Annotated in this window: 24 protein-coding genes; 9 read left to right on the top strand and 15 right to left on the bottom strand. The window is 65.0% G+C overall.

The features are described from left to right. Both ACQKOE_RS05175 and ACQKOE_RS05170 read right to left on the bottom strand, forming a co-directional pair. The gene (locus ACQKOE_RS05175) at positions 1 to 1749 is read right to left on the bottom strand and encodes a hypothetical protein (RefSeq protein WP_427511832.1); all 1749 of its coding nucleotides are present in this window, start codon (positions 1747 to 1749) and stop codon (positions 1 to 3) included. A gap of 158 nt (positions 1750 to 1907) precedes the next feature. After that, positions 1908 to 3680 carry a hypothetical protein gene (locus tag ACQKOE_RS05170; RefSeq protein ID WP_427511831.1) on the bottom strand — a complete coding sequence of 591 codons (1773 nt, stop codon included), beginning with the start codon at positions 3678 to 3680 and terminating at the stop codon, positions 1908 to 1910. 84 nt (positions 3681 to 3764) lie between these two features. On the opposite strand from ACQKOE_RS05170, the gene ubiA reads away from it, so the two are divergent. The 4 genes from ubiA (at position 3765) to soxR (ending at position 6312) form a co-directional block, all read left to right on the top strand. Then, the gene (gene ubiA / locus ACQKOE_RS05165) at positions 3765 to 4712 is read left to right on the top strand and encodes a 4-hydroxybenzoate octaprenyltransferase (protein WP_427511830.1); all 948 of its coding nucleotides are present in this window, start codon (positions 3765 to 3767) and stop codon (positions 4710 to 4712) included. Next, positions 4705 to 5124: a COG3650 family protein gene (locus ACQKOE_RS05160; protein ID WP_427511829.1), complete on the top strand. Its 420-nt coding sequence runs from the start codon at positions 4705 to 4707 to the stop codon at positions 5122 to 5124. The genes ubiA and ACQKOE_RS05160 overlap by 8 nt, the downstream gene beginning before the upstream one ends. Before the next feature lies 1 nt (position 5125). After that, entirely contained in the window at positions 5126 to 5755 is a 630-nt protein-coding gene (locus ACQKOE_RS05155; protein ID WP_427511828.1) for an SOS response-associated peptidase, read from the top strand. A 116-nt stretch (positions 5756 to 5871) separates the two neighbouring features. After that, positions 5872 to 6312 carry a redox-sensitive transcriptional activator SoxR gene (gene soxR / locus ACQKOE_RS05150; RefSeq protein ID WP_427511827.1) on the top strand — a complete coding sequence of 147 codons (441 nt, stop codon included), beginning with the start codon at positions 5872 to 5874 and terminating at the stop codon, positions 6310 to 6312. 6 nt (positions 6313 to 6318) lie between these two features. Here soxR and ACQKOE_RS05145 read toward each other — a convergent pair whose 3' ends face one another. From ACQKOE_RS05145 to ACQKOE_RS05125, 5 genes are all read right to left on the bottom strand, one after another. Then, positions 6319 to 9744 (bottom strand): chromosome segregation SMC family protein, encoded by a 3426-nt coding sequence (locus ACQKOE_RS05145; RefSeq protein WP_427511826.1) that lies wholly within the window; start codon positions 9742 to 9744, stop codon positions 6319 to 6321. A 32-nt stretch (positions 9745 to 9776) separates the two neighbouring features. Next, positions 9777 to 10529 carry a thioredoxin domain-containing protein gene (locus ACQKOE_RS05140; protein ID WP_427511825.1) on the bottom strand — a complete coding sequence of 251 codons (753 nt, stop codon included), beginning with the start codon at positions 10527 to 10529 and terminating at the stop codon, positions 9777 to 9779. A gap of 100 nt (positions 10530 to 10629) precedes the next feature. Further along, positions 10630 to 11343, bottom strand: a complete 714-nt coding sequence (locus ACQKOE_RS05135; protein ID WP_427511824.1) for a DsbA family protein — start codon at positions 11341 to 11343, stop codon at positions 10630 to 10632. 1 nt (position 11344) lies between these two features. After that, positions 11345 to 12028: a thioredoxin domain-containing protein gene (locus ACQKOE_RS05130; protein WP_427511823.1), complete on the bottom strand. Its 684-nt coding sequence runs from the start codon at positions 12026 to 12028 to the stop codon at positions 11345 to 11347. Positions 12029 to 12032: 4 nt separating this feature from the next. Continuing rightward, on the bottom strand, positions 12033 to 12572 hold the full coding sequence (locus tag ACQKOE_RS05125; RefSeq protein ID WP_374590229.1) for a DUF721 domain-containing protein: 540 nt from the start codon (positions 12570 to 12572) through the stop codon (positions 12033 to 12035). A gap of 29 nt (positions 12573 to 12601) precedes the next feature. On the opposite strand from ACQKOE_RS05125, the gene ACQKOE_RS05120 reads away from it, so the two are divergent. Genes ACQKOE_RS05120 through ACQKOE_RS05105 form a run of 4 tightly spaced genes read left to right on the top strand, consistent with a single transcriptional unit; the run spans position 12602 to position 16522 of the window. Next, complete coding sequence (locus tag ACQKOE_RS05120) at positions 12602 to 13642, top strand: A/G-specific adenine glycosylase (RefSeq protein ID WP_427511822.1); 1041 nt, start codon at positions 12602 to 12604, stop codon at positions 13640 to 13642. Positions 13643 to 13644: 2 nt separating this feature from the next. Beyond that, on the top strand, positions 13645 to 14967 hold the full coding sequence (locus ACQKOE_RS05115; protein ID WP_427511821.1) for a serine hydrolase domain-containing protein: 1323 nt from the start codon (positions 13645 to 13647) through the stop codon (positions 14965 to 14967). Further along, positions 14964 to 15845: an NAD(+) diphosphatase gene (nudC, locus tag ACQKOE_RS05110; protein WP_427511820.1), complete on the top strand. Its 882-nt coding sequence runs from the start codon at positions 14964 to 14966 to the stop codon at positions 15843 to 15845. Before ACQKOE_RS05115 ends, nudC begins: the two co-directional genes overlap by 4 nt. Further along, positions 15842 to 16522 carry a DsbA family oxidoreductase gene (locus ACQKOE_RS05105; protein ID WP_427511819.1) on the top strand — a complete coding sequence of 227 codons (681 nt, stop codon included), beginning with the start codon at positions 15842 to 15844 and terminating at the stop codon, positions 16520 to 16522. Before nudC ends, ACQKOE_RS05105 begins: the two co-directional genes overlap by 4 nt. On the opposite strand, the gene ACQKOE_RS05100 is transcribed toward ACQKOE_RS05105, so the two are convergent. The 4 genes from ACQKOE_RS05100 to mgtE are packed head-to-tail and all read right to left on the bottom strand — an operon-like array spanning position 16519 to position 19139. Continuing rightward, positions 16519 to 16836, bottom strand: a complete 318-nt coding sequence (locus ACQKOE_RS05100) for a nucleotidyltransferase family protein (protein WP_427511818.1) — start codon at positions 16834 to 16836, stop codon at positions 16519 to 16521. The two genes, ACQKOE_RS05105 and ACQKOE_RS05100, sit on opposite strands and share 4 nt — an antisense overlap. Further along, positions 16833 to 17240, bottom strand: a complete 408-nt coding sequence (locus ACQKOE_RS05095; protein WP_427511817.1) for a nucleotidyltransferase substrate binding protein — start codon at positions 17238 to 17240, stop codon at positions 16833 to 16835. Before ACQKOE_RS05095 ends, ACQKOE_RS05100 begins: the two co-directional genes overlap by 4 nt. A 52-nt stretch (positions 17241 to 17292) precedes the next feature. Continuing rightward, positions 17293 to 17706, bottom strand: coding sequence for a DUF1489 family protein (locus tag ACQKOE_RS05090; RefSeq protein ID WP_374590242.1), 414 nt, complete (start codon positions 17704 to 17706; stop codon positions 17293 to 17295). Further along, entirely contained in the window at positions 17706 to 19139 is a 1434-nt protein-coding gene (gene mgtE, locus ACQKOE_RS05085) for a magnesium transporter (protein ID WP_374590244.1), read from the bottom strand. The genes ACQKOE_RS05090 and mgtE overlap by 1 nt, the downstream gene beginning before the upstream one ends. A 109-nt stretch (positions 19140 to 19248) precedes the next feature. On the opposite strand from mgtE, the gene ACQKOE_RS05080 reads away from it, so the two are divergent. Then, the gene (locus tag ACQKOE_RS05080; RefSeq protein WP_427511816.1) at positions 19249 to 19698 is read left to right on the top strand and encodes a peptidylprolyl isomerase; all 450 of its coding nucleotides are present in this window, start codon (positions 19249 to 19251) and stop codon (positions 19696 to 19698) included. 195 nt (positions 19699 to 19893) lie between these two features. Here ACQKOE_RS05080 and ACQKOE_RS05075 read toward each other — a convergent pair whose 3' ends face one another. The 4 genes from ACQKOE_RS05075 to ybeY form a co-directional block, all read right to left on the bottom strand. After that, positions 19894 to 20568, bottom strand: coding sequence for a peptidylprolyl isomerase (locus ACQKOE_RS05075; RefSeq protein WP_427511815.1), 675 nt, complete (start codon positions 20566 to 20568; stop codon positions 19894 to 19896). 180 nt (positions 20569 to 20748) lie between these two features. Beyond that, on the bottom strand, positions 20749 to 21609 hold the full coding sequence (locus ACQKOE_RS05070; protein WP_427511957.1) for a LysR family transcriptional regulator: 861 nt from the start codon (positions 21607 to 21609) through the stop codon (positions 20749 to 20751). Positions 21610 to 21636: 27 nt separating this feature from the next. Continuing rightward, positions 21637 to 22536, bottom strand: coding sequence for a hemolysin family protein (locus ACQKOE_RS05065; protein WP_427511814.1), 900 nt, complete (start codon positions 22534 to 22536; stop codon positions 21637 to 21639). Positions 22537 to 22554: 18 nt separating this feature from the next. Then, positions 22555 to 23052 (bottom strand): rRNA maturation RNase YbeY, encoded by a 498-nt coding sequence (ybeY, locus tag ACQKOE_RS05060; RefSeq protein ID WP_427511813.1) that lies wholly within the window; start codon positions 23050 to 23052, stop codon positions 22555 to 22557. Positions 23053 to 23059 lie beyond the last annotated feature (7 nt).

The raw sequence follows: 23059 nt of genomic DNA, 5'->3' as shown, positions 1-23059 counted from the left end.
TCAGTTCACGACCACGCCATAGGTAACGGTGAACGAGGGCAGGTTGGGCGCCGTGCCAGTGGCAAAGGTGCCGCTGGGCCTGACCCGGACGTTGGTGATCGCCGCATCGGTCTGCTGCGCATTGGGCGTCGGCACATAGGTCCAGGTCGAGCCGGAATTGCTGGAAAACTCGAGGCTGTCGGTCGTGCTGGAAAAGCCAACCCACGAATAGGTCAGGCCGGATGCGGTCGAACCTTGGGTAAATTGGACCGGACCGCTGCCCGCAGGACCCATGTCGCCCAGAAAAAACCGCGTATTGGCCGGGATTGGCAAGGTGAGCGTGGTGGAATTGGCGTCGGGACTGCCGGTGCCGGTGTTGGTGGCCACGGCTGACACTTTGAGAAGCGCACCGGGGGTCGCCTTCGGGTTGCTCACCGTGATACCATTGGTAGCGACCATGCTTGCCACCGACAGGGTGAGGGTGGGGTTGCCTGTCGTGGCGACCGGAAGGCCCAGCGCGTAATAGCCGCTTTGCGGGCTGCCGGCGGTGAAGGAGACTGATCCGCTGCCGTTGTAGGTTGCCGTGGAAAGCACGGTGAACGTGCCGGTCGTGCCCGTCCGGTAAAGCAGCGCCATGGCCGCGCCGTTCGCCGCAGTCAGGCCTAGCTGCGACAGATTAAACGCCATGTTGACATTCCCCGCGCCGCCGCCGGTGCGCGTCATGTACCAGATGCGCTGCGAACGGGTGGCATAGCCTGCCGGGGCATCGGTAGTGGTCGAGCCAGTCGCCGGATTTTTCGCGTCGACCCCTGCCAGAAGATATCGACCGTTGCCCAGGAAGGTAAGGTTCGAGAGAGTGAGTCCTACCGAAGTGCCAACTGCTACCGAACCGTCCGTTTCCTGGCCGATTCCGCCCACGTAATAGCGAAAGCCGCTGGTAACGGTGTAGCGCTTTGCAGCGCCGACTCCGCCTGGATTGCCATGCTTTGCTGCCAGGTATGACAACAGGATGTTGCGTTCGGCGGTGTTGACGCGTCTGGCGTAGACGATCATTTCATAAATTCCGCCATCGTAGAACTGCGTCATGGGCGAGGCGATGTTTTCAAAGCTGCCCAGCAGCAGGCGGTGATCCGCGCCCTGGGTGTAAGTGCCCGCGTTGTTTGCAGTGGCGAGGGAAATGCCGTCCGCAGTGAAGGCCTGCGATGAGCCAGCCACTGCGGAAAACTCCATCACGAAGGGCCGGTTCGTCGTCATGCTGTTGGCTGAAAAGCCGGTTGTCAGCTGACCATTTGGGGTGCCGTGGTTGAAATAGACCAGATCGTCGGCGCGGGGAACCGCGATGCCGATGCGGTTGGCGTCCGGTCCGGTCTTGGCACCATGGGCAAAGATCCAGCTGTCTTTTATCGAGCGGCTGCTGGCCACAAGGAAGACATTGCTTGCTGTAACCGTGCTGCCACTCCCGAAAATACCCGTCGGAACTTCCAGTACGTTGTTGGTGCCGTTAAAGGATACGGCAGAGGTTCCGGCCTGCGGATAGCCGCGCGATATGGCGCCAAAGCTGACGGCATCCCCGGCGTGAAAGCCATTGCCACTCTTGTCTTTCCATGATGTGACAAATGCACCGAAAGCAGGGCCGCTGCCTCCGGCATTGCCGGTGTCCGTGCCGTAAATGTCATGCGCATCCAGCCACAGGCGCAGGCCGCCGGGAATGTCGCGCGGCGCATCGGCCCAGGCCGGGACGCCGAGGGCCAGCGTGCCGCAAGCCGTCATAATTCCGGGAACAATGCGGCTGATGCAGGCTTTCATGCTGATTTTGTTATAAAAAGATCACCTAACATCCTGCATCAGGCTTGATCCGTATGAACCCGGGGTTAGGACTTTACCGAAGGTGCGATCCCGGGAAGCGCCGTGCGTGCGCATTGGGCGCGTCATTGCACGATGACGTCATAGCCCAGGCTGAATGACGGGTTGTTCGGTGCGGTGCCGGTGCCGAATGTCCCGCTCGGCTTGATGCGGAAGGCGGTGATGGCCGGGTCGGTCAGGTTTGGCGTCGTCACGGGCGTATAGGTCCAGGTCGTGCCTGCATCGTTGGAAAAGTCCAGGCTGTCGGTCGTGTTTGCCAGTCCGCCAAAACTGTAGGAAAGCCCGGACGGTGTCGTGCCCTGGGTAAACTGCACCGGACCGCTGCCCGTGCCACCCAGGTCGCCCAGGTAAAGGCGGCTGTTCGCCGGAACCGGAATGACCACCGACGTTGCGTTGTTGTCCGCGCTGCCGGTGCCGCTGTTGATCACGACCACGTTTATCCTGATCCGGGAACCCGGGATCGCCTTGAAATTGCTGCTGTTCACACTGTCGCTGGTGACGGCGCTGCTCAGTGTCGTGACGATGTTGGGCGATGGCGTTCCCGGTGTGCCAAGCACGTAGTAACCGGTTTGAGGGCTGGTGGCGGTAAAGCTGACTGTGCCTGATCCGCTGTAGGTTGCCGTTGCCAGCGACGTGAAAGTGCCGGTGGTGCCGCTGCGATATCCCAGCGCCAGGGTGCTGCCCGTGCTGGCCGTGATCCCCAGCTGCACCAGATTGAACGCCAGCGTGACATTGCCCGTGCTGGTCCCGCTTTGCTGCAAGTACCAGATCCGCTGGGATCGGGCGCCTGAACCGGCCGGCGCATCGGCCGCAACCGTGCCGGTGGCGGGCGCCAGCGAACTGACCCCGGCCAGCAGGTAACGGCCATTGCCGAGGAAAGTCCCGTTGGAGATGGTCAGGCCGGCGGAAGTGCCGACTGTGACGGAACCATCGCTCTCCTGGCCGATCCCGCCCACGAAATAGTTGAAGCCCGCGCTGCTGGCATATTTTGACGCGGTCCCCGCGCCGCCGGGATTGCCGTGCTTGGCCGCCAGATAGGATTGCAGGATATTGCGCTCCGCCACTTTCAGCACGCGCGTGTAGATAAGCATTTCGCCGATCACCCCGTCGTGGTGCCGCCGATAGTCGTTCTCGCCGCTGCCGAGTTCGAAGTAATGGTTTGCAGCGGGTGAATAGGTTGCCGTCGTCGTACTGGATCCCAGCGTCGCGCCATCGCGGATGATCGCACCGCCTCCGGTGCCGGAACGCAGCCCATAGAGATACATCCGGCCCAGCACCGGGCTGGTGCCTGCCCAGTTGACCGTGACTCGCCCGCCGGTCGTATTGCCCTGGTCCCAATAGATGTTGCCATCGTTCCACGGCAGGCTGAGCATGTAGCGGTTCGAAGGCGAATAGCCCTTTGGCCCGCCACCGAACAGGACCGGCAAGGCGGCAATGCTTCGCGTCGAGGCAACGAGCAGGACTTCACTGGCGGTGACCGAATTGGTGCCGAAGATGTTGCCGGAAATTTCCAGCACATCGCTGGTGCCGTTGAACGAGACGCCCGTATTGGCGGAATAGGTCGGGTAGGTCCGTGGATTGGCTCCATAGCTGGCCGCATCGCCTGCGGTATAGCCGTTGGCGCTTTTGTCTTTCCAGCTTGAAACCTGCGCGCCGCCCGCCGGATTTGTTCCGCCGCCATTGCTGGTGGTATCGGTAGCGTTGACGTCCATCCCGTCGAGCCACAATCGCAGGTTTGTCGCGATGTCCCTGGGCGCATCGGCCCCTGCGCTGCTGGCAGCGCACAACAGGGCGGTCAAAACAAGTCCGCCCAGACTTCGCTGGACAAGCCGATCCATGGACAACAACTAGGTTGCAGGCGATTAACGCTCCTTTGGCCTTGCACTAGGGGTGTAGGCATAGTGGGGCGGGAAAGTGACCGGATGACGATTGGCCCGCGCTCGGCTAAAGCGCTTGCCATGACCGGCGGCACCACCCAGATCGTCCCTGACACCGAACATCGCGGCCTGATGGCGCAATTGCCCCAGCCGCTGCGCGACTATGCGCAGCTCGCGCGGCTCGACCGGCCGATTGGCTGGTGGCTGCTGTTCTGGCCCTGTGCCTGGGGACTGCTGCTGGCTGGCGGGGCGGGGCAGTGGGGCCTGCTTGCCTGGATGCTGCTCGGCTCCATCGCGATGCGCGGGGCGGGCTGCGTTTACAACGATATCGTCGATGCCGACATTGACCGGCAGGTGGCCCGCACGGCGCTGCGTCCGGTGGCCAGTGGCCGCGTCAGCAAGCGGGCGGCCTGGGCCTGGCTCATCCTGCTGTGCCTGGTCGGGCTGGTGGTCCTGCTGCAATTGCGGTGGCAGGCGCAGCTGGTCGCGCTGGGCAGCATTGCCCTGGTTGCCGCCTATCCTTTCATGAAGCGGATCACCGGATTCCCGCAGGCCTGGCTAGGGATCGTGTTCACCTGGGGCGCTCCGGTCGGCTGGGTGGCGCTGCGCAGCGACCGGCTCGACGTGCTGGCGGCGCTCTATGCCGGGGCGATCCTCTGGTGCATCGGCTATGACACGATCTATGCCTGCCAGGACCGCGAGGACGATGCCCTGGTCGGCATCGGCTCCAGCGCGCTGACCCTGGGTAGCCACGTCCAGAGCGGGGTTGCGGCCTTCTATGCCGGAGCCGTCGCCTTGTGGGGACTGGCCGTGTGGTTGCTGCGACCGGACTGGATTGCGCTGCTTGCGCTCCTGCCCGCCGCGCTCCACCTTGGCTGGCAGGTGCTGACCCTGAAGGATAGCGATGGCGACAATGCGCTTGCCCGGTTCCGTTCCAACCGCATGGCCGGGTTGCTGGTTGCGCTTGCCTGCTGGGTGGTCGGCAATGCGTAGCGCTTGCCTGGCGCTGACGCTGGGCCTGGCGGCTTGCGGGCAGCAGCCGGACATTGCTCCAACCCAAAGCGCCGCGGCAGAGGCCAAGCCTATGGCGACCGGCTCTCCTGAACCGACCATGCCGGAAAAGTCGTTCCAGGTGCTCGGCACCGAACCGTTCTGGGCGGTCGAAGTCCTGCCCGGGCAATTGCGCTATTCAGATCCTGAAAACATCGCCGGAACGACATTCGCCGCTACTGAGTCCAGTGAAGGAACCGGAGTGCGCTATTCCGGCACGATGAGCGGCCAGCAAATCAGCCTGATGGTCCAGCCAGGTACGTGCAGCGACGGCATGTCGGACACGGTCTATCCATGGACGGCAGTGCTGACCAAGGACGGCCGCCGGCTCCAGGGCTGCGCGCGGAAGCGGTAGGATGTGCAATCTCTATCGCATGACCAAGGGCACGCAGGAAGTCGCCCGGATGTTCGCGGTAGAGCCGGACCTTTCCGCCAATTACGGGGCAGAGGTCTATCCCGGCTATCCGGGGCTGGTGATCGCCGAAGGACGCGCGCGGGCCATGACCTGGGGCTTCCCGCTGGTGATGAAAGGCAGGCAGGGCCAGCCATTGAAGCCCAAGCCCGTCACCAACGCGCGCGAGGACAAGCTGACCACCCCGTTCTGGCGCGACAGCTTCATCCAGCGGCGCTGCCTTGTCCCGATCAGCCAGTGGGCCGAGGCCGAGGGCGAGAAGGGCCGGATGACCCGCACCTGGAATGGTCTGCCCGATCACGATGTCTTCGCCGTGGCGGGCCTGTGGCGGCGCAGCGTGGAATGGGGCGACGTCTATACCGTGGTCATGGTCGATGGGCATCCGCAGATGGCAGAAGTACACGACCGGATGCCCCTGATCCTCAGCCACGCCGCACAGCGATACTGGCTGGAAGGTACGCCGGAGGATGCTCTGGCATTGTGCCAGACCTGGGAAGACCCGATCACGGTGGAGCAGACCACCGAACGCTGGGCCGGCGGCGGGTGCGAGCCGGAGCAGCCGATGTTGTTTTAAATCAGCTGCTTGCACTTTTTACTTGGCAAAGCACTCCAAATCGGATCAACCTCAAGTCGACTTTAGATCGCGTAACGCCTAGGTTTTTTCCAGCTGCGACGAGAGGACGGGCAGAGATGGATCGCAATGACCTTTTGCCGATTGGGGAGCTGGCGCGGCGCACCGGACTGGCCGTATCCGCGATCCGCTTTTACGAAGACCAGGGTCTGATCCGGGCCTTGCGGACAAGCGGAAACCAGCGCCGCTTTTTGCGCAGCGACATTCGCCGGTTGAGCTTCATCCTCATCGCGCAAAGATTGGGGTTGGGCTTGGTCGAGATCGAGGCTGAGCTTTCCAAACTGCCGCAGGGCCGAACGCCCAGCCTGGCGGACTGGCAGAAGATCAGCCGCTCGATGCGCGTCGCCATCGATGCCAAGATCCAACTGCTGACCAAGGCGCGTGCCAAGCTTGAGGAATGTATCGGCTGCGGTTGCCTCAGCCTTGAACGCTGCCGCATGAACAACCGCGACGATCGCGCCGGGGTTGGCGGGACCGGGCCGCGCTTTGTGCTGGAGTGACGGCGCTTACTCCGCCGCCAGCAGGTGCTCCGCTGCTTCCAGGTCGACGCTGACGAGGCGCGACACGCCGCGTTCCACCATGGTCACGCCGAACAGGCGGTGCATCCGGCTCATGGTCACTGCGTTGTGAGTGACGATCAGGTAGCGGGTGTCGGTCTCGCCCACCATCGCTTCCAGCAGGTCGCAGAAGCGTTCGATATTGGCATCGTCCAGCGGCGCATCAACTTCGTCCAGCACGCAGATCGGCGCAGGGTTGGTCAGGAACAGGGCAAAGATCAACGCGACGGCGGTCAGCGCCTGTTCCCCGCCTGACAGCAGGGTGTGCGATTGCAGGCGCTTGCCCGGCGGCTGGGCATAAATCTCAAGTCCAGCCTCCAGCGGGTCGTCGCTGTCCACCAGGGCAAGGTGCGCGTGCCCGCCTTCGAACAGCTTGGTGAACAGGCGCTGGAAGTGGGTGTTGACCGCTTCGAATGCGGCGCGGAGCCGTTCGCGGCCTTCGCGGTTGAGATTGCCGATCGAGCCGCGCAGGCGGTGGACGGCTTCGACCAGTTCGGCCTGTTCGGCCACGCTCGCGCCGTGCCGCGCTTCGATCTCGGCCAGTTCGTCCGCTGCGACCAGGTTCACCGGGCCGATCCGTTCGCGTTCGGCAACCAGCTTGTCATGCTCCGCGCTTTCCTGCGGGGCGGGGCCGACTTCGGCGGACTGGAATTCAAACCGTTCGGGCAAGAGCGGCGGCGGGCACTGGAAGCGCTCGCCCGAGATTCCTGCCATTTCGGCGCGGCGGCCCTCTTCGTTCTCCGCGCGAGCCACAGCGCCGGCGCGGGCTTCCCGGGCAGAGGCCAAGGCTTCGTTGGCACTGTTGAACTCGGCGTCGATCCGCCGCGCGGCATCGCCCAGTTCGTTGACCTTGGCTTCAGCGGCGGCCAGCTCGGCGGAAAGCCGGGTGCGGATTTCGTCTCCGGCCTCGATCTCGCGCATCAGGCTGGGCGGCTTGGCCGCGACGACTGCGCGCTCTTCGGCGATTTCCTCGAACCGCCGGGTCATCGAGGCGAGACGGCTGGCGGCATCGCCGGCACGGGCCTGCCACGACTTGATGTCAGAGCGCTGGGTGTTGCAGCGTTCCCGCGCGACGGCCAGGGCCTGATCGTGCGAGGCCAGCGCGGCAGTGGCCGCTTGCAAGCCCTGCCGTGCCGCATCGTGGCGGGACTGCGCCGCTGCCAGTTGCGCGCGGCCGGTTTCCGGATCGGGCAATTGCCCGCGCCGGTCCTCTGCCGCCTGGCATTCGGTTTCGGCCAGCGCGCGTTGCTGGGCCAGATCGGTTGCGCTGGCGGCAAGTTCGGCACGGCGCGCTTCGATCCGGGCCCTGGCCGCTTCGGCCTGGTCCACGGCGCGCAGGGCGGCGCGCTCCGCATCGGCAGCGGCGGCAATGGCGCGTTCGGCGGCGACGAGGGCAAGCTGCAATTCGGACAGTTCGGTGCCGACCGCCTGGGCCTTCGCCTCGGCCTCTTCCACCGCGCCGCGCAGCGCGGGCAGTTCCCCTTCCAGAGCGGTCAGGCGGTTTTCCGCCTCCAGCCGCGCCGCTTCCGCCGCGCCTTCGCCCTTGGCGACAAAGCCATCCCAGCGGCGAATGCGGCCACTGCGCGTCACCAGCCATTCGCCGGGACCCAATGCGCGGCCATCGTCGGTGTCACTGACATGGACCAGCGCCAGCCGCGGCTTCAGTTCGTCCGGGCACTGGGTGACATGGGCCAGCAGACTGTCCGGTACCGGACTGGGCGCGGCGGCTCCGGTCCAGAACCGCCCATCGGCATCGGCGGGAGCCGCGCCCAGCGGGGCCTTGGCATCCCGGCCCAGCACGGCGGCGAGGGCGCGCTCGTAACCCGGCGCGGCGCGGACCGCATCGAGCGCGGTGCGGCCATGCTTGCCCTGCGCCTGCTTGGCGCGGGCATCGCGGTCGCGCACCAGCGCTTGCCATTCGCGCTCTACCCCCGCCAGCTCCGCCTTGGCCGAGGCCAATGCCGATGAGGTTTCGTCGCGCGCGGCCTGTAGCTCTGCCTTGCGTTCCTGCTGGCCTTCCAGCGCGGCGCGCGCCTTGGCTAGCGTCAGGCTTGCGGCCTGGCGCGCTTTCTCAGCATCCGTCAGCGCGGCGCGTGGATCGCCTTCGCGGTTGAGGCTTTCGGCCAGTTCCTCCTGCCGCCGCACCTCCGCTTCGATCCGAGCCAGCCGTTGGCGGGCCTGCGATAGTTCCGCATCGGCAACGCGCCACTCCGCCTCAACCCCGGCCTGATCGGCAGTCGCCTTGGCCAAAGCCAATTCCGCCTGACGCAGATTGCGGTCTGCATTGTCCAGCGCGGCGGCGACGAGCGGGCGGCGCTGTTCATCGGCGGCCAGCCGTTCCTCGCCCTCCGCGAGTTCGCGCTCCAGCCGGGCGAGGGCTGCTGCGGCGTCCTTGGTCAGGCGGTCGGCATCGCCGCGGTCCTCTTCCAGACGCTGTTGTTGGCGCTCCAAATCTTTCAGGCGCTCTTCTGCTGCTTCCAGCTGGCTGGTCAGGGCGGCCATGCGGTGGCCGTGGGCGCTGGCATCGTCGCGCCGGTCAGCCAGTTCGTCGCGCGCCATGGTCAGGGCCTGGGCAGAGGCGTGCTGCGCCTCCTGCGCCGCTTTCATCGCCTCTTGCGCGGCAGCAACGCGGGCTTCGGCTGCCTGAGCCTCGGCGCGGGCGGCCTCGGCTGCGGCGGCGGCATCGCGCCAGCGGGCAAAGACCAGCCGCGCTTCGGCCAGCTTGATCCGGTCGGACAGCCCGCGATAGCGCTCGGCCGCACGGGCCTGGCGGCGCAGCGAGCCGATCTGGCTGTCGAGCTGGCCCATCAGGTCTTCCAGCCGGGCGAGGTTGGCCTCGGTCGCGCGCAGCTTCTGTTCGGCATCCTTGCGGCGGACGTGGAGTCCGGCGATCCCCGCCGCTTCTTCCAGCATCATTCGCCGTTCGGCGGGCTTGGCGGCAATCACGGCGGCGATCTTGCCCTGACTAACCAGCGCGGGGGAGTGCGCACCGGTGGCTGCGTCGGCAAAGACCAGCGCCACGTCCTTGGCCCGCACGTCGCGGCCATTGACGCGGTAGGCGCTGCCTGCCCCGCGTTCGATGCGGCGGACAATTTCCAGTTCGCTGTCGTTGTCGCCCGCGTCGGCCAGCAGGACCACTTCGGCAAAGTCGCGCGGCGGGCGCTGCGCGGTTCCGGCGAAGATCACATCCTCCATCCCGCCGCCGCGCATCGACTTGGCCGAGCTTTCGCCCATGACCCAGCGGATCGCTTCCAGCAGGTTGGACTTGCCGCAGCCGTTGGGGCCGACGACGCCGGTCAGGCCCGGCTCGATGCGCAGTTCAGCCGGCTCGACAAAGCTCTTGAAGCCAGAGAGCTTGAGCCGCTTGATCCGCATCGGGCCGGTCCGGTTGCCCCCCTAGCCCGCGGTCAGCGCGCGCCGGCGTTTTGCAGCGCGGTCTTGACCAAGGGCCAGGTGTTGCCTTCGATCTTCGTGCCATTGACGAAGAAGGTCGGAGTGCCGGTGATGTTCAGTTCGGTCGCGGCCTTGTTGGTCGCATTGGCCAGGGCCGTCGCCTTGTTCACGTCGGCCGTGCAAGCCTGTCCCTGGGCCTGCGAAATGCCGCGGCTGGCAAAGAACTGGTCCATGCCGCCCGCCTTGGCAATCGCGGTAAAACGCTGGGCCGGGGGCAAAGCCGCGGCCTGCTGGAACTGTGCCTCGTTGCCCTTCAGCGTTTCGAACATCGTCTTCTGATAGGCCCAGAACTGGTCGGCCAAGGCCACCACGGCTTCCGGTGAACCGCAGGTGGCCAGCAGGGTGGCCGGAATATCCAGCGCGTTCAGCATGAAGAAGCGCAGTTCATAGCTGACCTTGCCGCTGGTCACGAAATCGCCCAGCAGTTCCTTTGATGCGGTTTCGGAAAATTCGGCGCAGTGCGAGCAGCTGAGCGCGCCATATTCCATCAGCTTGACCGGGGCATTGGGATTGCCGACGCGGTAGCCACCCTCTGGCGTCACTTCGACCACTTCGGTCCAGGTCTTGCCTGCGGGCGGCGCGACGGCTGCAGCCGCTTCGCCCTTGGGCGTGTCGGCGGCGGGAGCTTCGGCTTCTTTCTTGCAGGCAGCCAGGGCCAGCGGAGCAATGGCCAGAGTGATGAGCAGACGGGTACGCTTGGCGATCATGGCTGTTCGGTTCCTTGGAATGCGATTCGGAAAGCTAACGCGGATTGGTCAGGGGAAGAAGTGGCGCTTTTTGCGGGCCATTCCTTCTCCACAGCAGAATTTAACGAATGGCGGCTGTCAGCAGGGGCTGGAGCACCTTCCACTCGTGGGCTTCCTGCAATTTGCCGTTGATCATGAAACTGGGCGTTCCATTGACGCCGCCCTCCATCGCCTGGTTGGTCTGGTTGGCAAGCTTGTCCGCCAAGGTGCGGTCTGCCAGGCACTGGTCGAGCTGCGCCGGGGTATAACCGCGCGCGGTCATCAGCGAATAAAGCCCCATGTCCTGCGCAACGGCTTTCATTTTCGCGCCGAAGTCTTCCGTGGCCCAACGTTGCTGGGCACCTTCCGGCGGAGCCTTCAGCCAATTGGCCTGAGCTTCCATGATGGCGTGATGGTTGCCCAGGAACTTGCTGTCCGACCCGCACAGCGCCAGCAGAGAGGCTGAAACGTCGATGATGTTGCGGAAGAAGGGGCGCACTTCGATGGCCACCTTGCCCTGGCGCACCGGACCGCTGAGCAGCGGAACCTTGCTGTCATGCGCATAGTGGGCGCAGTGCGGGCAGGTATAGCTCATGAATTCGACCAGCCGGACCTTCGCCGCCGGATTGCCGATCACGTGATTTCCGGCCGGGCTGCGGCTCAGCTTCTTGTCCCAGGACAGCGCTGCGACTGCCGGCTTTGCGGCAGTGGCGGGCTTGGCCGTCAGCGGCGCGGCGACGAAGAGGGCCGTGGCGGTAACCGTGCTCAGAATGGTGGCGGCAAGAAGCTTGGTCATGTCAGTTCAGGCTTTCGTCCAGTTGCGGGCGCAATGTCGCCCAATCGCGGGTGTTCCTTAGCAGCTTGCCACCGATCGAAAAACCGGGAGTTCGTCTCACTCCCGCAGCAATCGCGGCGGATGATGCAGCCTTCAGGCGCGCGGCAAGGACACTGTCGGCAAGGCAGCGGTCAAGCGTCTGCCGGTCATAGCCCCGGCTCATCATCACGTCATAAAGCTTCAGGTCGGCTGCAATTGCGCGGCCACGCGCGGCAAGATCGGGCTGGTTCCAGCGCTGGCGCTGTGCCGCCGTGGCGTGCGGGACCAGCTCCATCCACCGCGCCTGGCTGCGCAGCAAGGCATTGTGGTTGAGCGGGAAGCGGGCCGGATCGCCGCAACTGGCGAGCATGGCCGTGGCCAGGTCGATGGGCGTTTCGGTGAGCAGGCGCACTTCCACTGCGGCGCGGCCCGATGGCAGGTAGGCCAGGCCCAGTACCCCCTCGGACTGGACGTTGTAAGCCGCGCAGTCGCGGCAGGTGTAGTTGGCATATTCGATCAGCCGGACGGAGGCATCCGGGTTGCCGATCAAGTGCCCGCCTTCCGGCGTGAGCGACACGGCGCGGTACCAGCCGCCGGGCGGCGGCGCTGCGGCAGTCAGCAGCAGGGCGGTCAGCGCCATTGCCCCGGTTCGCAGTGCCTGCTTCAAATGCTTATTCCCCTTCTTCGCCGCCCAGGTTACGGGCCAGCGACTCCAGCACCTGACGCAGTTCCGCATCGCCGATGTCGCGCAGGGAATCCCCCAGTTCCACCGGGATCGGACGCAGCGAGGGCGGAGCCGTCGCGGGTCTTACACCAGCAGGCGGCTTAACCTCACCTTGCCGAAGCTTGACCCGCGCCACCGCCTTGTAACCGAAGAAACGGTTTACCCGTTCGATGATTTCGGGCGTCACGTGGCTGATGAAGGGCGCATGGGCCGGGACGACGACCAGGTCTAGGATGCCGTCGGTCTTTTCGCCGGGGGGAAAGCGGATCGCTTCGGGCATGCAGACGCGGGCATGGCGCTCGCCCACGATCTCGGCCCAGCGGGTGACGACGCTCGATTGGATAAAGCCGAACTTGCGAAAGGCGGTGCGGCCGATTTCGGGCATCAGTTCGCCAATCGGGCGGGTGCCCTGGCCGCGTGGCCGTTCATAGCGGCGCGGCTGTGCCCCTTTGGGCTTCTTGCCCGGCTTGTCACCATCCCGTTCCATTGCGCTCTCGCCAATGCCATAGGCCGCGCATGGAAGCCACTGCCAAACACTTGCTGGAATGGTACGACGCCAATGCCCGCGTCCTGCCCTGGCGCGCACCGCCGGGAGCGCCGCCGCCCGATCCCTACCGGGTCTGGCTGTCCGAAGTGATGCTGCAACAGACCACGGTCGCCGCTGTCGGGCCATACTTCGCGAAGTTCCTGGCCCTGTGGCCGACGGTGCACGATCTGGCTGCGGCAGAGGATGCCGAGGTCATGAGCGCCTGGGCCGGGCTGGGCTACTATGCCCGCGCCCGCAACCTGCTGGCCTGCGCCCGGGCCGTCGCCGCGCGGGACGGGGTGTTTCCCGATACCGAGGAAGGCCTGCGCGAACTGCCGGGGGTGGGTGCCTATACCGCTGCCGCCGTTGCCGCGATTGCCTTTGACCGCCGCGCCGCCGTGGTCGACGCCAATGTCGAGCGGGTCGTGTCGCGGCTCCATGCCATTGCCACGCCGCTGCCCCAGGCCAAGGCAGAGATCCGCGCGCGAACGGAGCAACTGACCCCGGACGACCGCCCCGGCGATTTTGCTCAGGCCATGATGGACCTTGGCGCAACGGTCTGCACCGTGCGCGCCCCGCGCTGCCTGCTCTGCCCGCTCAGCTCCGATTGTGCCGGGCGGCGGCTGGGGCCGGAGCAGTTCCCGGTGAAGGCACCCAAGCGGGCCAAGCCGCAGCGGCGCGGGCAGGCTTTCTGGATCGAGCACGATGGTGCTGTCTGGCTGGTGCGACGCACGGACAAGGGAATGCTGGGCGGAATGCGCGCCTTGCCGGACAATGGCTGGTCAGCGCGGAGTGACGGGGAGGGGGCACCGCCATTGGCTGGCCCATGGCAGGATCTGGGCACGGTCCGCCATTCCTTCACCCACTTCGATCTCGATTTGCAATTGATGCTTTATTCGGGGGCCGATTGGGCTAGGCTGGAGCAACAACCGGGCGAATGGTGGCCTGCCGCACAGCTTGACCGTGCCGGCCTGCCGACATTGTTCGCCAAAGCGGCGCGGCTGGCGCCCGAAACGGACGGGGAGAATTGACCTTGCACGATCTCGATCATCTTGCGCTGTCGCGTCGCGGCCTGCTGCGCGGCGGTGCATGGCTGGGCGCGGGGGCCGCGCTTTCGTCGCTGCCCTTTGCCCAGGCCCTGGCGCAGACCGCTTCGGCCGATGCCAACTGGCCCACTGTTGCGGCGATGCTCGACAAGTATGTCGGCCAGCGCAAGGTTTCCGGGATGGTTGCCGCCCTGGGCTGGGGCAATGCGGCGCCCGGCTTTATCAGCCGGGGCAAGGAAGGCTTCGACGATCCCGACGCCATTGCCGCGCAAAGCCTGTTCCGTGCCTATTCGCAGACCAAGCCGGTTACGGGCATGGCGGCGATGCTGCTGATCGAGGAAGGCAAGCTGAAGCTGGACCAGCCGATTGCCGATTTCGCCCCGGAATTCTCCCGGATGAAAGTGGCGATCGATCCGGACCAGGGACTGGAAGCGCGGCCTACCGATACCCTGATCACCGTGCGCCACCTGCTCACCCACACGGCGGGACTGGGCTATGCCGGGGTGGGCAAGAACAAGCCCATCGCGCGCGAGCTTGAGCGGCTGGGCCTGTTCCCGGCCATCGTTACCAACCTGCCGATTCCCGGAATGTCTTCGCCGACGCCGGTCCCCGGTCCTGACGAGTTCCTGAAGCGCACTGCCGCCGTGCCGCTGGTGGCAGAGCCGGGCAAGGTCTGGCGCTATTCGATGAGCCTCGACGTGCTGGGCATCATCATCCAGCGCGCGGCAGGCGCGAAAAGCTTTGAGCATTTCCTGCAAGAGCGGTTCTTTGGTCCGCTGGGCATGACCAGCACCTATTTCCATGTTCCGGGCGATGCGACCGCGCGGCTGACCACGAATTACGGCCTGATGGGCGATATTCCGCTGCCCATCGATGGGCCGCGTAACTCGGTCTATCTGCGGCCAACGCCCTTTGCCTATGGCGGTTCGGGCATGGTCACCAGCCCGGCCGATTTCGACAAGTTCCTCGCCATGCTCGTCAACGGCGGGATGCATGGCACCACGCGGATCATGAAAGAAGAAACCGTGCGGCAGGGCACGTCGAACCTCTTGCCAGCGGGTGCGGACCTGTCCGGCACCTGGGTTGCGCCTTACCAGTTCGGCGCGGGCGGGCTGGTCGGAACCGGGATCAACGAAGGGCTTTACGGCTGGTCCGGCGCGGCGGGCACCATCGGGATGTGCAACACCCGGCTGAAACTGCGCACGGGTCTTTACGTCCAGTACATGCCATCGGAGACCCTGCCGTTGATTACTGAGTTCCCCAGGGCCGTTGCCGCTGACATCATCGCCGGGAAGGGGCGCGCATCTTGACCATTTCGACCATCGCCTTTGCTGGAGCGGGGCTAGACCGCGCCGATCATATCCGCACCGACGCGGACAAGCTGGCCAGCCTGATGGATTGGCGCGCCCGGCTGCTGCGGCTGGACGGCCTCGATCCGCAGATCACCCCGGGCGGGCAACTGGAATGGGGCAGCCTGGCGGACGCCGGACCGGACAGCGAGCTGGTCTTCCTGGGCCTGATGAGCGGCAAGGGCTGCTTTGCCGAAGTTGCGCCCAGCCTGATCGGCTCGGTCGCGCCGGCCAATCCGCGTCTGTGGGCGGCGATGAGCAGCCTCAGCCATGAGGAACTGGCCATCTATGGCGCGGCGCGCAGCCTGGTCGATTGGCACGCCCGTCACCGCTATTGCGCCCGCTGCGGCAATCCGACCGTGCTGGCAAAGGGTGGCTGGCAGCGCAATTGCACCAACGACGTGTGCAAGGGCGAGCATTACCCCCGCGTCGATCCGGTCACGATCATGCTGGTGGAGCATGGCGGGCGCCTGCTGCTCGGCCGCCAGCCGCGTTTCCCTCCGCGCCGGTTCTCTGCGCTGGCGGGCTTTGTCGAACCAGGGGAAAGCATTGAGGAAGCCGTGGCGCGCGAAGTGCTGGAGGAAGCGGGCGTAACCGTGGGCAAGGTCAGCTACGTCGGTAGCCAGCCCTGGCCGTTCCCCTCCAGCCTGATGATGGGCTGCTATGCCGAAGCGCTGGACGATGGGCTGACCATCGACCGCACCGAACTGGAAGAGGCGGACTGGTTCACCCGCGACGAAGTGGCCGCCGCCATGCGCGGGGAAGAGGACGCCCGCTTCATCGCGCCGCCGCCCCAGGCGATTGCGCATCACTTACTGAAATGGTGGCTGGAAAGATGACTCAACCTGCAAAGCTGACCATCGACATCTATTCCGACGTGATGTGCCCGTGGTGCATTATCGGATACTCCCAATTGCAGAAGGGTCTGGCCCTGCTGGAGGGCGAGGTTGAAGCCGAAGTGCGCTGGCTGCCCTTCGAGCTGAACCCGGACATGCCGCCCGAAGGCGAAGGGCAGAGCGAACATATCGCCCGCAAATATGGCCGCACCCCGCAGCAAGCGGAAAGCAACCGCGAACGCTTGCTGGAGATCGGCGAGCGCGCCGGATATTCCTTTGCCTACACCGGCAGCGGCGAGCCGCCCAAGGCGATGATCTGGAACACCTTTGCCGCGCACAAGCTGCTCAAATGGGCCTTGATCGAAGCGGGTGCGGAAAAGCAGACCGAGCTGAAGCGCGCCCTGTTTGACGCCCATTTCCAGCAGCGCCGGAACATGGGCGATCCCGAAGTCCTGGCCGATGTCGCGGCGTCAATTGGCCTCGACCGTACCGCTGCTCGCGCTGCCATCGACGATGAAGTGCTGGGCCAGCTGGTCCGGCGCGAGGAAGCCCAGGCCTGGGACATGAACATTTCCGGCGTTCCGGCGATGATCGTCCAGGGCAAGTACCTGATCCCCGGCGCGCAGGAACCCGAAGTCTACGCCAATGCCCTGCGCCGCGTGGTGGCGAAGGGGCTTTAGCTTTCCCGGAAGTCCAGTTCCAGCTTGTGCCGGTCGATGATGTTGCCGAACGCGTCGCTGGCTGTGAAGCGGTCCACCAGGTCGACTTTCCAGGGCAGGCTGGATTCGTCGAACTCCTCGCGCAGTGTGGCAAGGGTGGAGAGCGGCAGCGGACCCGGTCCTTCGATGGACAGGTCCAGGTCCGACCATGGCTTGACAGTGCCGCCCGCCCTGCTGCCGAATACGAATACCCGGAACGGGGCAGCCAGGTTTCTTCGCAGGATCGCGCAGACCACCGTGCGTTCGTGCTCGCTCAGGATGATGGGTGCGGTCATTCGGTGACGCTGGCTTCCAGACGCGCCAGCAGGCCTTGCGCTTCTGCCAGAAATTCCGGAATCGCGGCGGCAACTTCTTGCGCCTTCGCCTCGTCATAAGTGTGCGACGTGATATTGCGTAATTCGCGGTATCGTTGCCACGCGGTCCATCCACCCGACACCAGACCCTGTTCAAACCCGGTTCGGATCAGGGCTGGAAAGCTCATCTGGTCGACTTCTTCCGGATTTGGATCGCGGGCTTCGACAGCGCGGCGCAGGCTCTTGTGCGATAGATCGTAAGTGAACTCGAACCGCTGGATCAGCCCGTCACGGATTTGCAGGTCGTCCGGTTCGGACAGGTGCCGTTTCAGCCCCTCGTCCAGTCGGGCGACGACATTGCGAAGCGGGGTGAAATCAAGCGTCATGCCCCTTCATGCCCCTTCATGCCACTGAAGACGGGTCGGCGGCAAGCCAGCCTTAGACTAGCCCCAGCCTCGCCAGTTCTCCGGCCAGGTGGCCGGGCAGGGCTTCTTCCGCTTCTTCGCCCGCGCCCAGGTCCGGCGGGGCGTCCTTGGCTTCCAGGTAGCGCCAGCCCTGGTGGGCGCGCTTGGGGCGGGGGTGGACCTGGATCAGTTCGTTGGCGATGACGATATTGGTTCGCCCGCCTTCGGCCTCTTCAAAGCCCAGGATCGGGCTGCGCAGGACCAGCTGGTGCTTGTGGATCCAGAACAGGGATCCGCCGGGTTCTCCGGCCCTGGGCAGGATTTCCTCGAACCGCTTGGGCAGATAGCGCGTGGTGAGGCGGGCGACCTTGCCCCGGCCCGAAAACCAGGCGCGCATGTCGTCCAGCGACGTCGCGCCATAGGCTACCTTGGTCAGGTGCAGCGGCATCAGGCCAGCCCGCTCAGAACGGCCAGGCCGAGGAACGAGAAGAAGCCCATCACGTCAGTCGCCATGGTAACGAACACGGCTGAGGAAACCGCCGGGTCGACCTTGAGCCGGTCGAGCGTGACCGGGACGAGAATCCCCGCCAGCCCCGCAACCAGGTTGTTGATCAGCATGGCCGCCGCAATGACGCCGCCCAGCAGCGGATTGCCATAGATCAGTGCGACCCCGCTGCCGATCATCACGCCCAGCGAAATCCCGTTGGCGCTGGCAATGGCAAATTCCCGCGCGATCATGCGCCAGGTGTTCGAACTGGTCAGCTGATTGGTAGCCAGTGCGCGCACGATGACCGCCAGTGTCTGCGTTCCCGCATTCCCGCCCATGCCCGACACGATCGGCATCAGCACGGCCAGCAGGGCAAATTTCGCAATCGCGTTCTGGAACAGGCCAACCACGCTGGCCGCGAGGATCGCCGTGCCCAGATTGACCACGAGCCAGGTCAGGCGGGTGCGGATCGTCGTCTGGATCGGCTCGTTGATGTCGCCATCGCCCGCACCGGACAGCAGCAGCACGTCCTCGCCCGCTTCTTCCTGGATGACGTGGACCACGTCGTCGACCGTGATCTGGCCGACCAGCCGCCCGTCGTGATCGACCACCGCGGCACTGATCAGCGCGTATTTCTGGAACCGCAGGGCGACTTCTTCCTGGTCCATGTCAACCGGGATCAGGGTCTGGTCGCGCTTCATCACATCGGTCAGCGCGATGGAGCGCGGGCAGCGCAGGATCCAGCTGAGCAGGCAAGTGCCGACCGGGTGATAGCGCGCATCGACGATGAACACTTCCCAGAACTCGTTGGCGAGATCACGGCCTTCGCGCAGGAAGTCGATCAGGTCGCCAACCGTCATGTGTTCGGGCACCGCGACGAAATCGCGGCTCATCAGGCGGCCTGCGGATTCCTCCGGATAGGACAGCGCGGCTTCGATGACGGCGCGGTCTTCCGGCTCCATTTCCGCCAGAACGGCCTGCTGGTCATCCTCGTCGAGGTCTTCCAGCATGGCGACCGCGTCGTCGGTGTCGAGCTGTTCGGCAATGTCGGCCACTTCGCCGGCAGGCAGGGCCTCGACCAGCAGTTCGCGGACGTGGTCGTTCAGTTCGGCGAAGACTTCCGAACCCATGAGGTCGCTGATTGCCTTGGCCAACAGCGGGCGCTCGTCCGCTTCGAGCAGTTCGAACAGGTCGGCGATGTCGGCTGGGTGGAGCGGTTCGACCAGTTCATAGACCTGGTCCGTCTCACCCGCTTCAAGCCCTTCGCTCACGCGGCGGACGAAGTTCTTTTTCAGGGTGTTTTCTTCGTCGAGGCTGTCGCTTTCGCGCACCGGTTCGATCGCTGCGGCGGCGCTTTCGTCCAGTACGGTGGTGTCGCGATCCTCGGGAGTCATTGGCCGTGGTCTAGGCCGGTCAAAACCAAATGCAACCCGCCCCGGCGCTCAAGGCGTGACTTTGTCCGCAAGCTGCCTATATCAGCGCGCAAATTGCAGGAGATTACCCATGGCCGAATACCTTACTCTCTCGCTCAGCAGCGGCGGCGACGTGAAGATCAAGCTGCGTCCCGACCTGGCCCCCGGCCACGTGGAACGGATCGTCGAACTGGCCAACGAAGGCTTTTACGACGGCGTGAAGTTCCACCGCGTGATCCCCGGCTTCATGGCCCAGGGCGGCTGCCCCCAGGGCACCGGCATGGGCGGTTCGGACAAGCCCGACCTGCAGGCCGAATTCAACAACGAACCCCACGTGCGCGGCATCTGCTCGATGGCGCGGACCAATTACCCGCACTCGGCCAACAGCCAGTTTTTCATCTGCTTTGACGACGCCACGTTCCTGGATCGCCAGTACACCGTTTGGGGTCAGGTCGAAGAGGGCATGGAATTCGTCGACGCGCTGCCCAAGGGTGAACCCCCGCGCGAGCCGGGCACGATCCTGAAGGCGACGGTCAGCTGATTTATTTTATTATCTTACAATAATTTCGTGCATTACGCGGGTGATGCGCTCACTATGCCCTGGCATGACCGAGTGCACACCCGTTCCTGATGCCCCTGCGGCGTCGGATTGGTGCGTGCGGCGGATGATGGAGTCAAACGATCCTGTTCTTGACGGGATCTCGCCCCAGACAGCTCCATCATCCGCCTTTTTCATTCAGCCTACAGGCGGCAACGGTTGCGCGGGCAGACGGCGGATGCGCAGCACCTTGATCGGCGGGCCAAGCATCTGGCCTTTCATCAGGCCCACCCCTTCCGTGGCAGAGCGCGGCGCTTCGAAGATCTTGCGCGCCACGTCCATCCCGCTCACCACCTGGCCGAAGGCGGCATAGCCGGCGCGCAGTTCGGGATTGTCCGAAGCGGGATCGGCGTCATAGCTTTCCAGATCGCTCATCAGGATCGAGAAATCGGCCCGCCCCGTGCCCGGTGCATTGCGGGCGAGGGAAAGCGTCCCTGCCTTGTGCTTGATCCCGGTCTGGCTGGTCGGTTCATGGGCAATGGGCGGGAACAGCTTGGCCGCATCACGGATGCCCATCTGGATCAGGCCGTTGGGCTGCTCGCCCCAATCCAGCTTCATCGCGCGGTAAAAGGTGGTGCCGTCATAGCGGCGGCTGTCAATATAGCGCACCACGTTGCGGACCGTAATCGGTGCCTGCTTGTGGAACAGGTCGGCCGTGATGGTGCCCAGTTCGGTGACGATCTCGATACGTACCACGTCGCCCAGCGGCGCTGGCGGCGGAGCGGGGCGCGGCGCGGGTTTTCGGGGCTTTCCCGCCGCCGTCAGCGTGAACAGCATGGCGGGCAGGGCGGCTAGGACGAATCGGCGCTTCATCGGGGCATTATGCAGGAAATGTGGCTGGCGATAATTACGGAGTTGCGGGCGCTGACCAACCGGCTTCGACAGGCTCAGCCTGAGCGGAATGTTGTGGCGCCCTCTGCCTTTTACCCATCTCGTTAAAAATGAATCTGTTTCTCCACCCCGCTCAGGCTGAGCTTGTCGAAGCCGGATTCCTCACAGCCCCGCCTTCACCAGCCAGTCGTGGAAGATCCGGACCGAGCGCACTTCCAGCGTGTGCGGGCGGCAGATGAACCAGTAGGAATAGGGGCTTTCCACTTCGACATCGAACAGCTTGGCCAGGCGCTTGTCATGGCTGCGGTGGAAGTGATCGTCGTGCATGATCGCGATGCCCAGGCCGTTGGCCGCCGCTTCCAGGATCAGCTGGCCGGAATCGTAGTGGTCGATGGCCGCCGGTTCCAGTCCGGGCATGCCGATGGCGCGTTTCCAGGCGACGAAACTGTCGGGAAGTTCGGTATGGATCAGGAAGGTCTGGCGCGAGAGGACGTCCTTGTCCGGCTTGTCGCCAATTTCCGCCGCCAGGGCTTTTGAGGTGAAGGCATAGACCCGGTTGTGGTCCAGCCGCACGGCATGGAACGCCGGGTCGGGCCGCTTGGCCAGGATGATGGCGGCGTCCAGGGTGTCGCCCACACGGTTTTCGAGGTGCGGGCTGGTGTCAAAGTCGATGTGCAGGCGCGGGTGCTGCTTGCGCAGTTCGGGCAGGCGGGGGAACAGGCGCTGGCTGCCGAATAGCGGCAGGATGCCCAGGTGCAGGCGCAGCACCTTGGAATTTTCGATCTGCCCTTCCACGGCGGCTGCCAGTTCGTCGAACTTCGGCCCCACCGCGTTGTAGAAGGCCTGCCCGTCGTCGGTCAGGCGCATGGCCTGATGCTGGCGCGTGAACAGGCGCTTGCCGATGAATTCCTCCAGCGCGGCCACACGGCGGGAGAGGGCGCTGGGTGACAGGCCCAGTTCGTCAGCGGCAGCACGGGCGGAGCCGAGCCGGACGATCCGGACAAAGGCCTCGATCGCGCGCATCGGTGGAAGGCGGCGGATGGCCACGGTTCAGCCTTCCTGCAACGCGGGCGAAGCGGGCGGGTGGAGGCGCAGGCGGGTGACGCGCTTTTCGTCGCCGCCGATCACTTCCAGCTGCCAGCCGCTTTCGTGCGAGAGGACCGCGCCGACCGGCGGGACTTGTCCGGCCAGAACGAAAGCCAGGCCGCCCAGCGTGTCGACGTCTTCCTCGATCTCGGCCAGCCGCGTGTCGATCACTTCGCCTACGTCGTCCAGTTCGGCGCGGGCATCGGCTTCCCACATGCCGTCTTCCAGCTGCACGAGCAGCTCGGTCGGCGCGTCGTCGTGCTCGTCCTCGATCTCGCCGGTGATTTCCTCGACCAGGTCCTCGATGGTGATGATGCCGTCGGTGCCGGAATATTCGTCGACCACCACGGCCAGGTGGGTGCGGCTGGCGCGCATGTCGTTCAGCACGTCCAGCGCGTTGCGGGCCTGCGGCACGAACAGGGGTTGGCGCATCAGCTGGGTCCAGTCCTTGGGCGTCTTGCCCTCGGCCAGGAAAGTGAAGACGTCCTTGATCAGCATCATGCCGATCACTTCGTCCAGCGTTTCGCCATAGACGGGCAGGCGCGAGTGGCCATGTTCGGCAAAGGCCTTCACCACCTCGTCCCAAGTGGCGCTGCGCGGGATGGCGATGATCTGGCCGCGCGGGATCGCCACGTCGTCCGCGTCATGTTCCGAAAAGTGAAGCAGATTGCGCAGCATCTGCCGTTCGAGCGGAGAAAGGTCGCCGTTGCCTCGATCGGCTTCGCCTTCTTCCTCATGCTCGTCGATGGCTTCTTCCAGCTGCGCCCGCAGCGACTGGTCAGCTTCGCCCCCGCGCAGAAAGCGGCGTACAATGCGAGTCAGCAGGCTTCTACTGTCCCCGTCCCCTGAAGATATGTCGGGCATCGCCCTGTTTCGCAGTCCCTAGAATTCGTCGTGATCGCCATATGGGTCGGCAATACCCAAAAGAGCAAGGGCCTTTATTTCAAGTTGCTCCATTGTGCGAGCATCTTGATCCGAAATTTCATGGTCATGTCCGGCCAGGTGGAGCAGGCCGTGGACGATCAGGTGGGTGGCGTGCTGCTCAAGGTTCAGGCCCTTTTCCGCCGCTTCGCGCGCGCAGGTTTCCAGCGCCAGGGCGATGTCGCCCAGCAGTTCGGGCGGGCCATCGGGCGAAAGGTCCAGCAGGTCTTCGCGCTCCAACATCGGGAAGGACAGCACGTTGGTCGGCTTGTCCTTGCCGCGCCATTCGCGGTTCAGCGCGTGAACCTCGGCATCGTCGGCAAACAGGATCGAGGCGGAAAGGCGCGGATTGGCCAGTTCCGGCGCGCACCGGGCGAGTGCGGCTGCGGCGCGCTCTGCCAGTTCTTCCCAGTCGGTCGGCGAAGGCCAGGCTGCTTCGATGGAGATTTCGAGGTCCATGTTTTCC

Source organism: Novosphingobium sp. NPDC080210 (assembly GCF_050281025.1).
Classification (GTDB): domain Bacteria; phylum Pseudomonadota; class Alphaproteobacteria; order Sphingomonadales; family Sphingomonadaceae; genus Novosphingobium.
Note: the sequence above shows the minus strand (reverse complement) of the source record. Positions and strands in the feature narration are given on the sequence as shown.

What these genes read in the sequence shown, in the direction of transcription:
- ACQKOE_RS05090 (WP_374590242.1), bottom strand. Translation starts at nt 17,706, where the DNA reads ATGCCGCTGCACCTGACCAAGGTAGCCTATGGCGCGACGTCGCTGGAC.
- ybeY (WP_427511813.1), bottom strand. Translation starts at nt 23,052, where the DNA reads ATGGACCTCGAAATCTCCATCGAAGCAGCCTGGCCTTCGCCGACCGAC.
- mgtE (WP_374590244.1), bottom strand. Translation starts at nt 19,139, where the DNA reads ATGACTCCCGAGGATCGCGACACCACCGTACTGGACGAAAGCGCCGCC.
- ACQKOE_RS05145 (WP_427511826.1), bottom strand. Translation starts at nt 9,744, where the DNA reads ATGCGGATCAAGCGGCTCAAGCTCTCTGGCTTCAAGAGCTTTGTCGAG.
- ACQKOE_RS05065 (WP_427511814.1), bottom strand. Translation starts at nt 22,536, where the DNA reads ATGCCCGACATATCTTCAGGGGACGGGGACAGTAGAAGCCTGCTGACT.
- ACQKOE_RS05095 (WP_427511817.1), bottom strand. Translation starts at nt 17,240, where the DNA reads ATGACGCTTGATTTCACCCCGCTTCGCAATGTCGTCGCCCGACTGGAC.
- ACQKOE_RS05070 (WP_427511957.1), bottom strand. Translation starts at nt 21,609, where the DNA reads ATGCGCGCGATCGAGGCCTTTGTCCGGATCGTCCGGCTCGGCTCCGCC.
- ACQKOE_RS05080 (WP_427511816.1), top strand. Translation starts at nt 19,249, where the DNA reads ATGGCCGAATACCTTACTCTCTCGCTCAGCAGCGGCGGCGACGTGAAG.
- ACQKOE_RS05105 (WP_427511819.1), top strand. Translation starts at nt 15,842, where the DNA reads ATGACTCAACCTGCAAAGCTGACCATCGACATCTATTCCGACGTGATG.
- soxR (WP_427511827.1), top strand. Translation starts at nt 5,872, where the DNA reads ATGGATCGCAATGACCTTTTGCCGATTGGGGAGCTGGCGCGGCGCACC.
- ACQKOE_RS05100 (WP_427511818.1), bottom strand. Translation starts at nt 16,836, where the DNA reads ATGACCGCACCCATCATCCTGAGCGAGCACGAACGCACGGTGGTCTGC.
- ACQKOE_RS05160 (WP_427511829.1), top strand. Translation starts at nt 4,705, where the DNA reads ATGCGTAGCGCTTGCCTGGCGCTGACGCTGGGCCTGGCGGCTTGCGGG.
- ACQKOE_RS05135 (WP_427511824.1), bottom strand. Translation starts at nt 11,343, where the DNA reads ATGACCAAGCTTCTTGCCGCCACCATTCTGAGCACGGTTACCGCCACG.
- ACQKOE_RS05125 (WP_374590229.1), bottom strand. Translation starts at nt 12,572, where the DNA reads ATGGAACGGGATGGTGACAAGCCGGGCAAGAAGCCCAAAGGGGCACAG.
- ACQKOE_RS05120 (WP_427511822.1), top strand. Translation starts at nt 12,602, where the DNA reads ATGGAAGCCACTGCCAAACACTTGCTGGAATGGTACGACGCCAATGCC.
- ACQKOE_RS05170 (WP_427511831.1), bottom strand. Translation starts at nt 3,680, where the DNA reads ATGGATCGGCTTGTCCAGCGAAGTCTGGGCGGACTTGTTTTGACCGCC.
- ACQKOE_RS05155 (WP_427511828.1), top strand. Translation starts at nt 5,126, where the DNA reads ATGTGCAATCTCTATCGCATGACCAAGGGCACGCAGGAAGTCGCCCGG.
- ACQKOE_RS05175 (WP_427511832.1), bottom strand. Translation starts at nt 1,749, where the DNA reads ATGACGGCTTGCGGCACGCTGGCCCTCGGCGTCCCGGCCTGGGCCGAT.
- ACQKOE_RS05140 (WP_427511825.1), bottom strand. Translation starts at nt 10,529, where the DNA reads ATGATCGCCAAGCGTACCCGTCTGCTCATCACTCTGGCCATTGCTCCG.
- ACQKOE_RS05075 (WP_427511815.1), bottom strand. Translation starts at nt 20,568, where the DNA reads ATGAAGCGCCGATTCGTCCTAGCCGCCCTGCCCGCCATGCTGTTCACG.
- ubiA (WP_427511830.1), top strand. Translation starts at nt 3,765, where the DNA reads ATGACGATTGGCCCGCGCTCGGCTAAAGCGCTTGCCATGACCGGCGGC.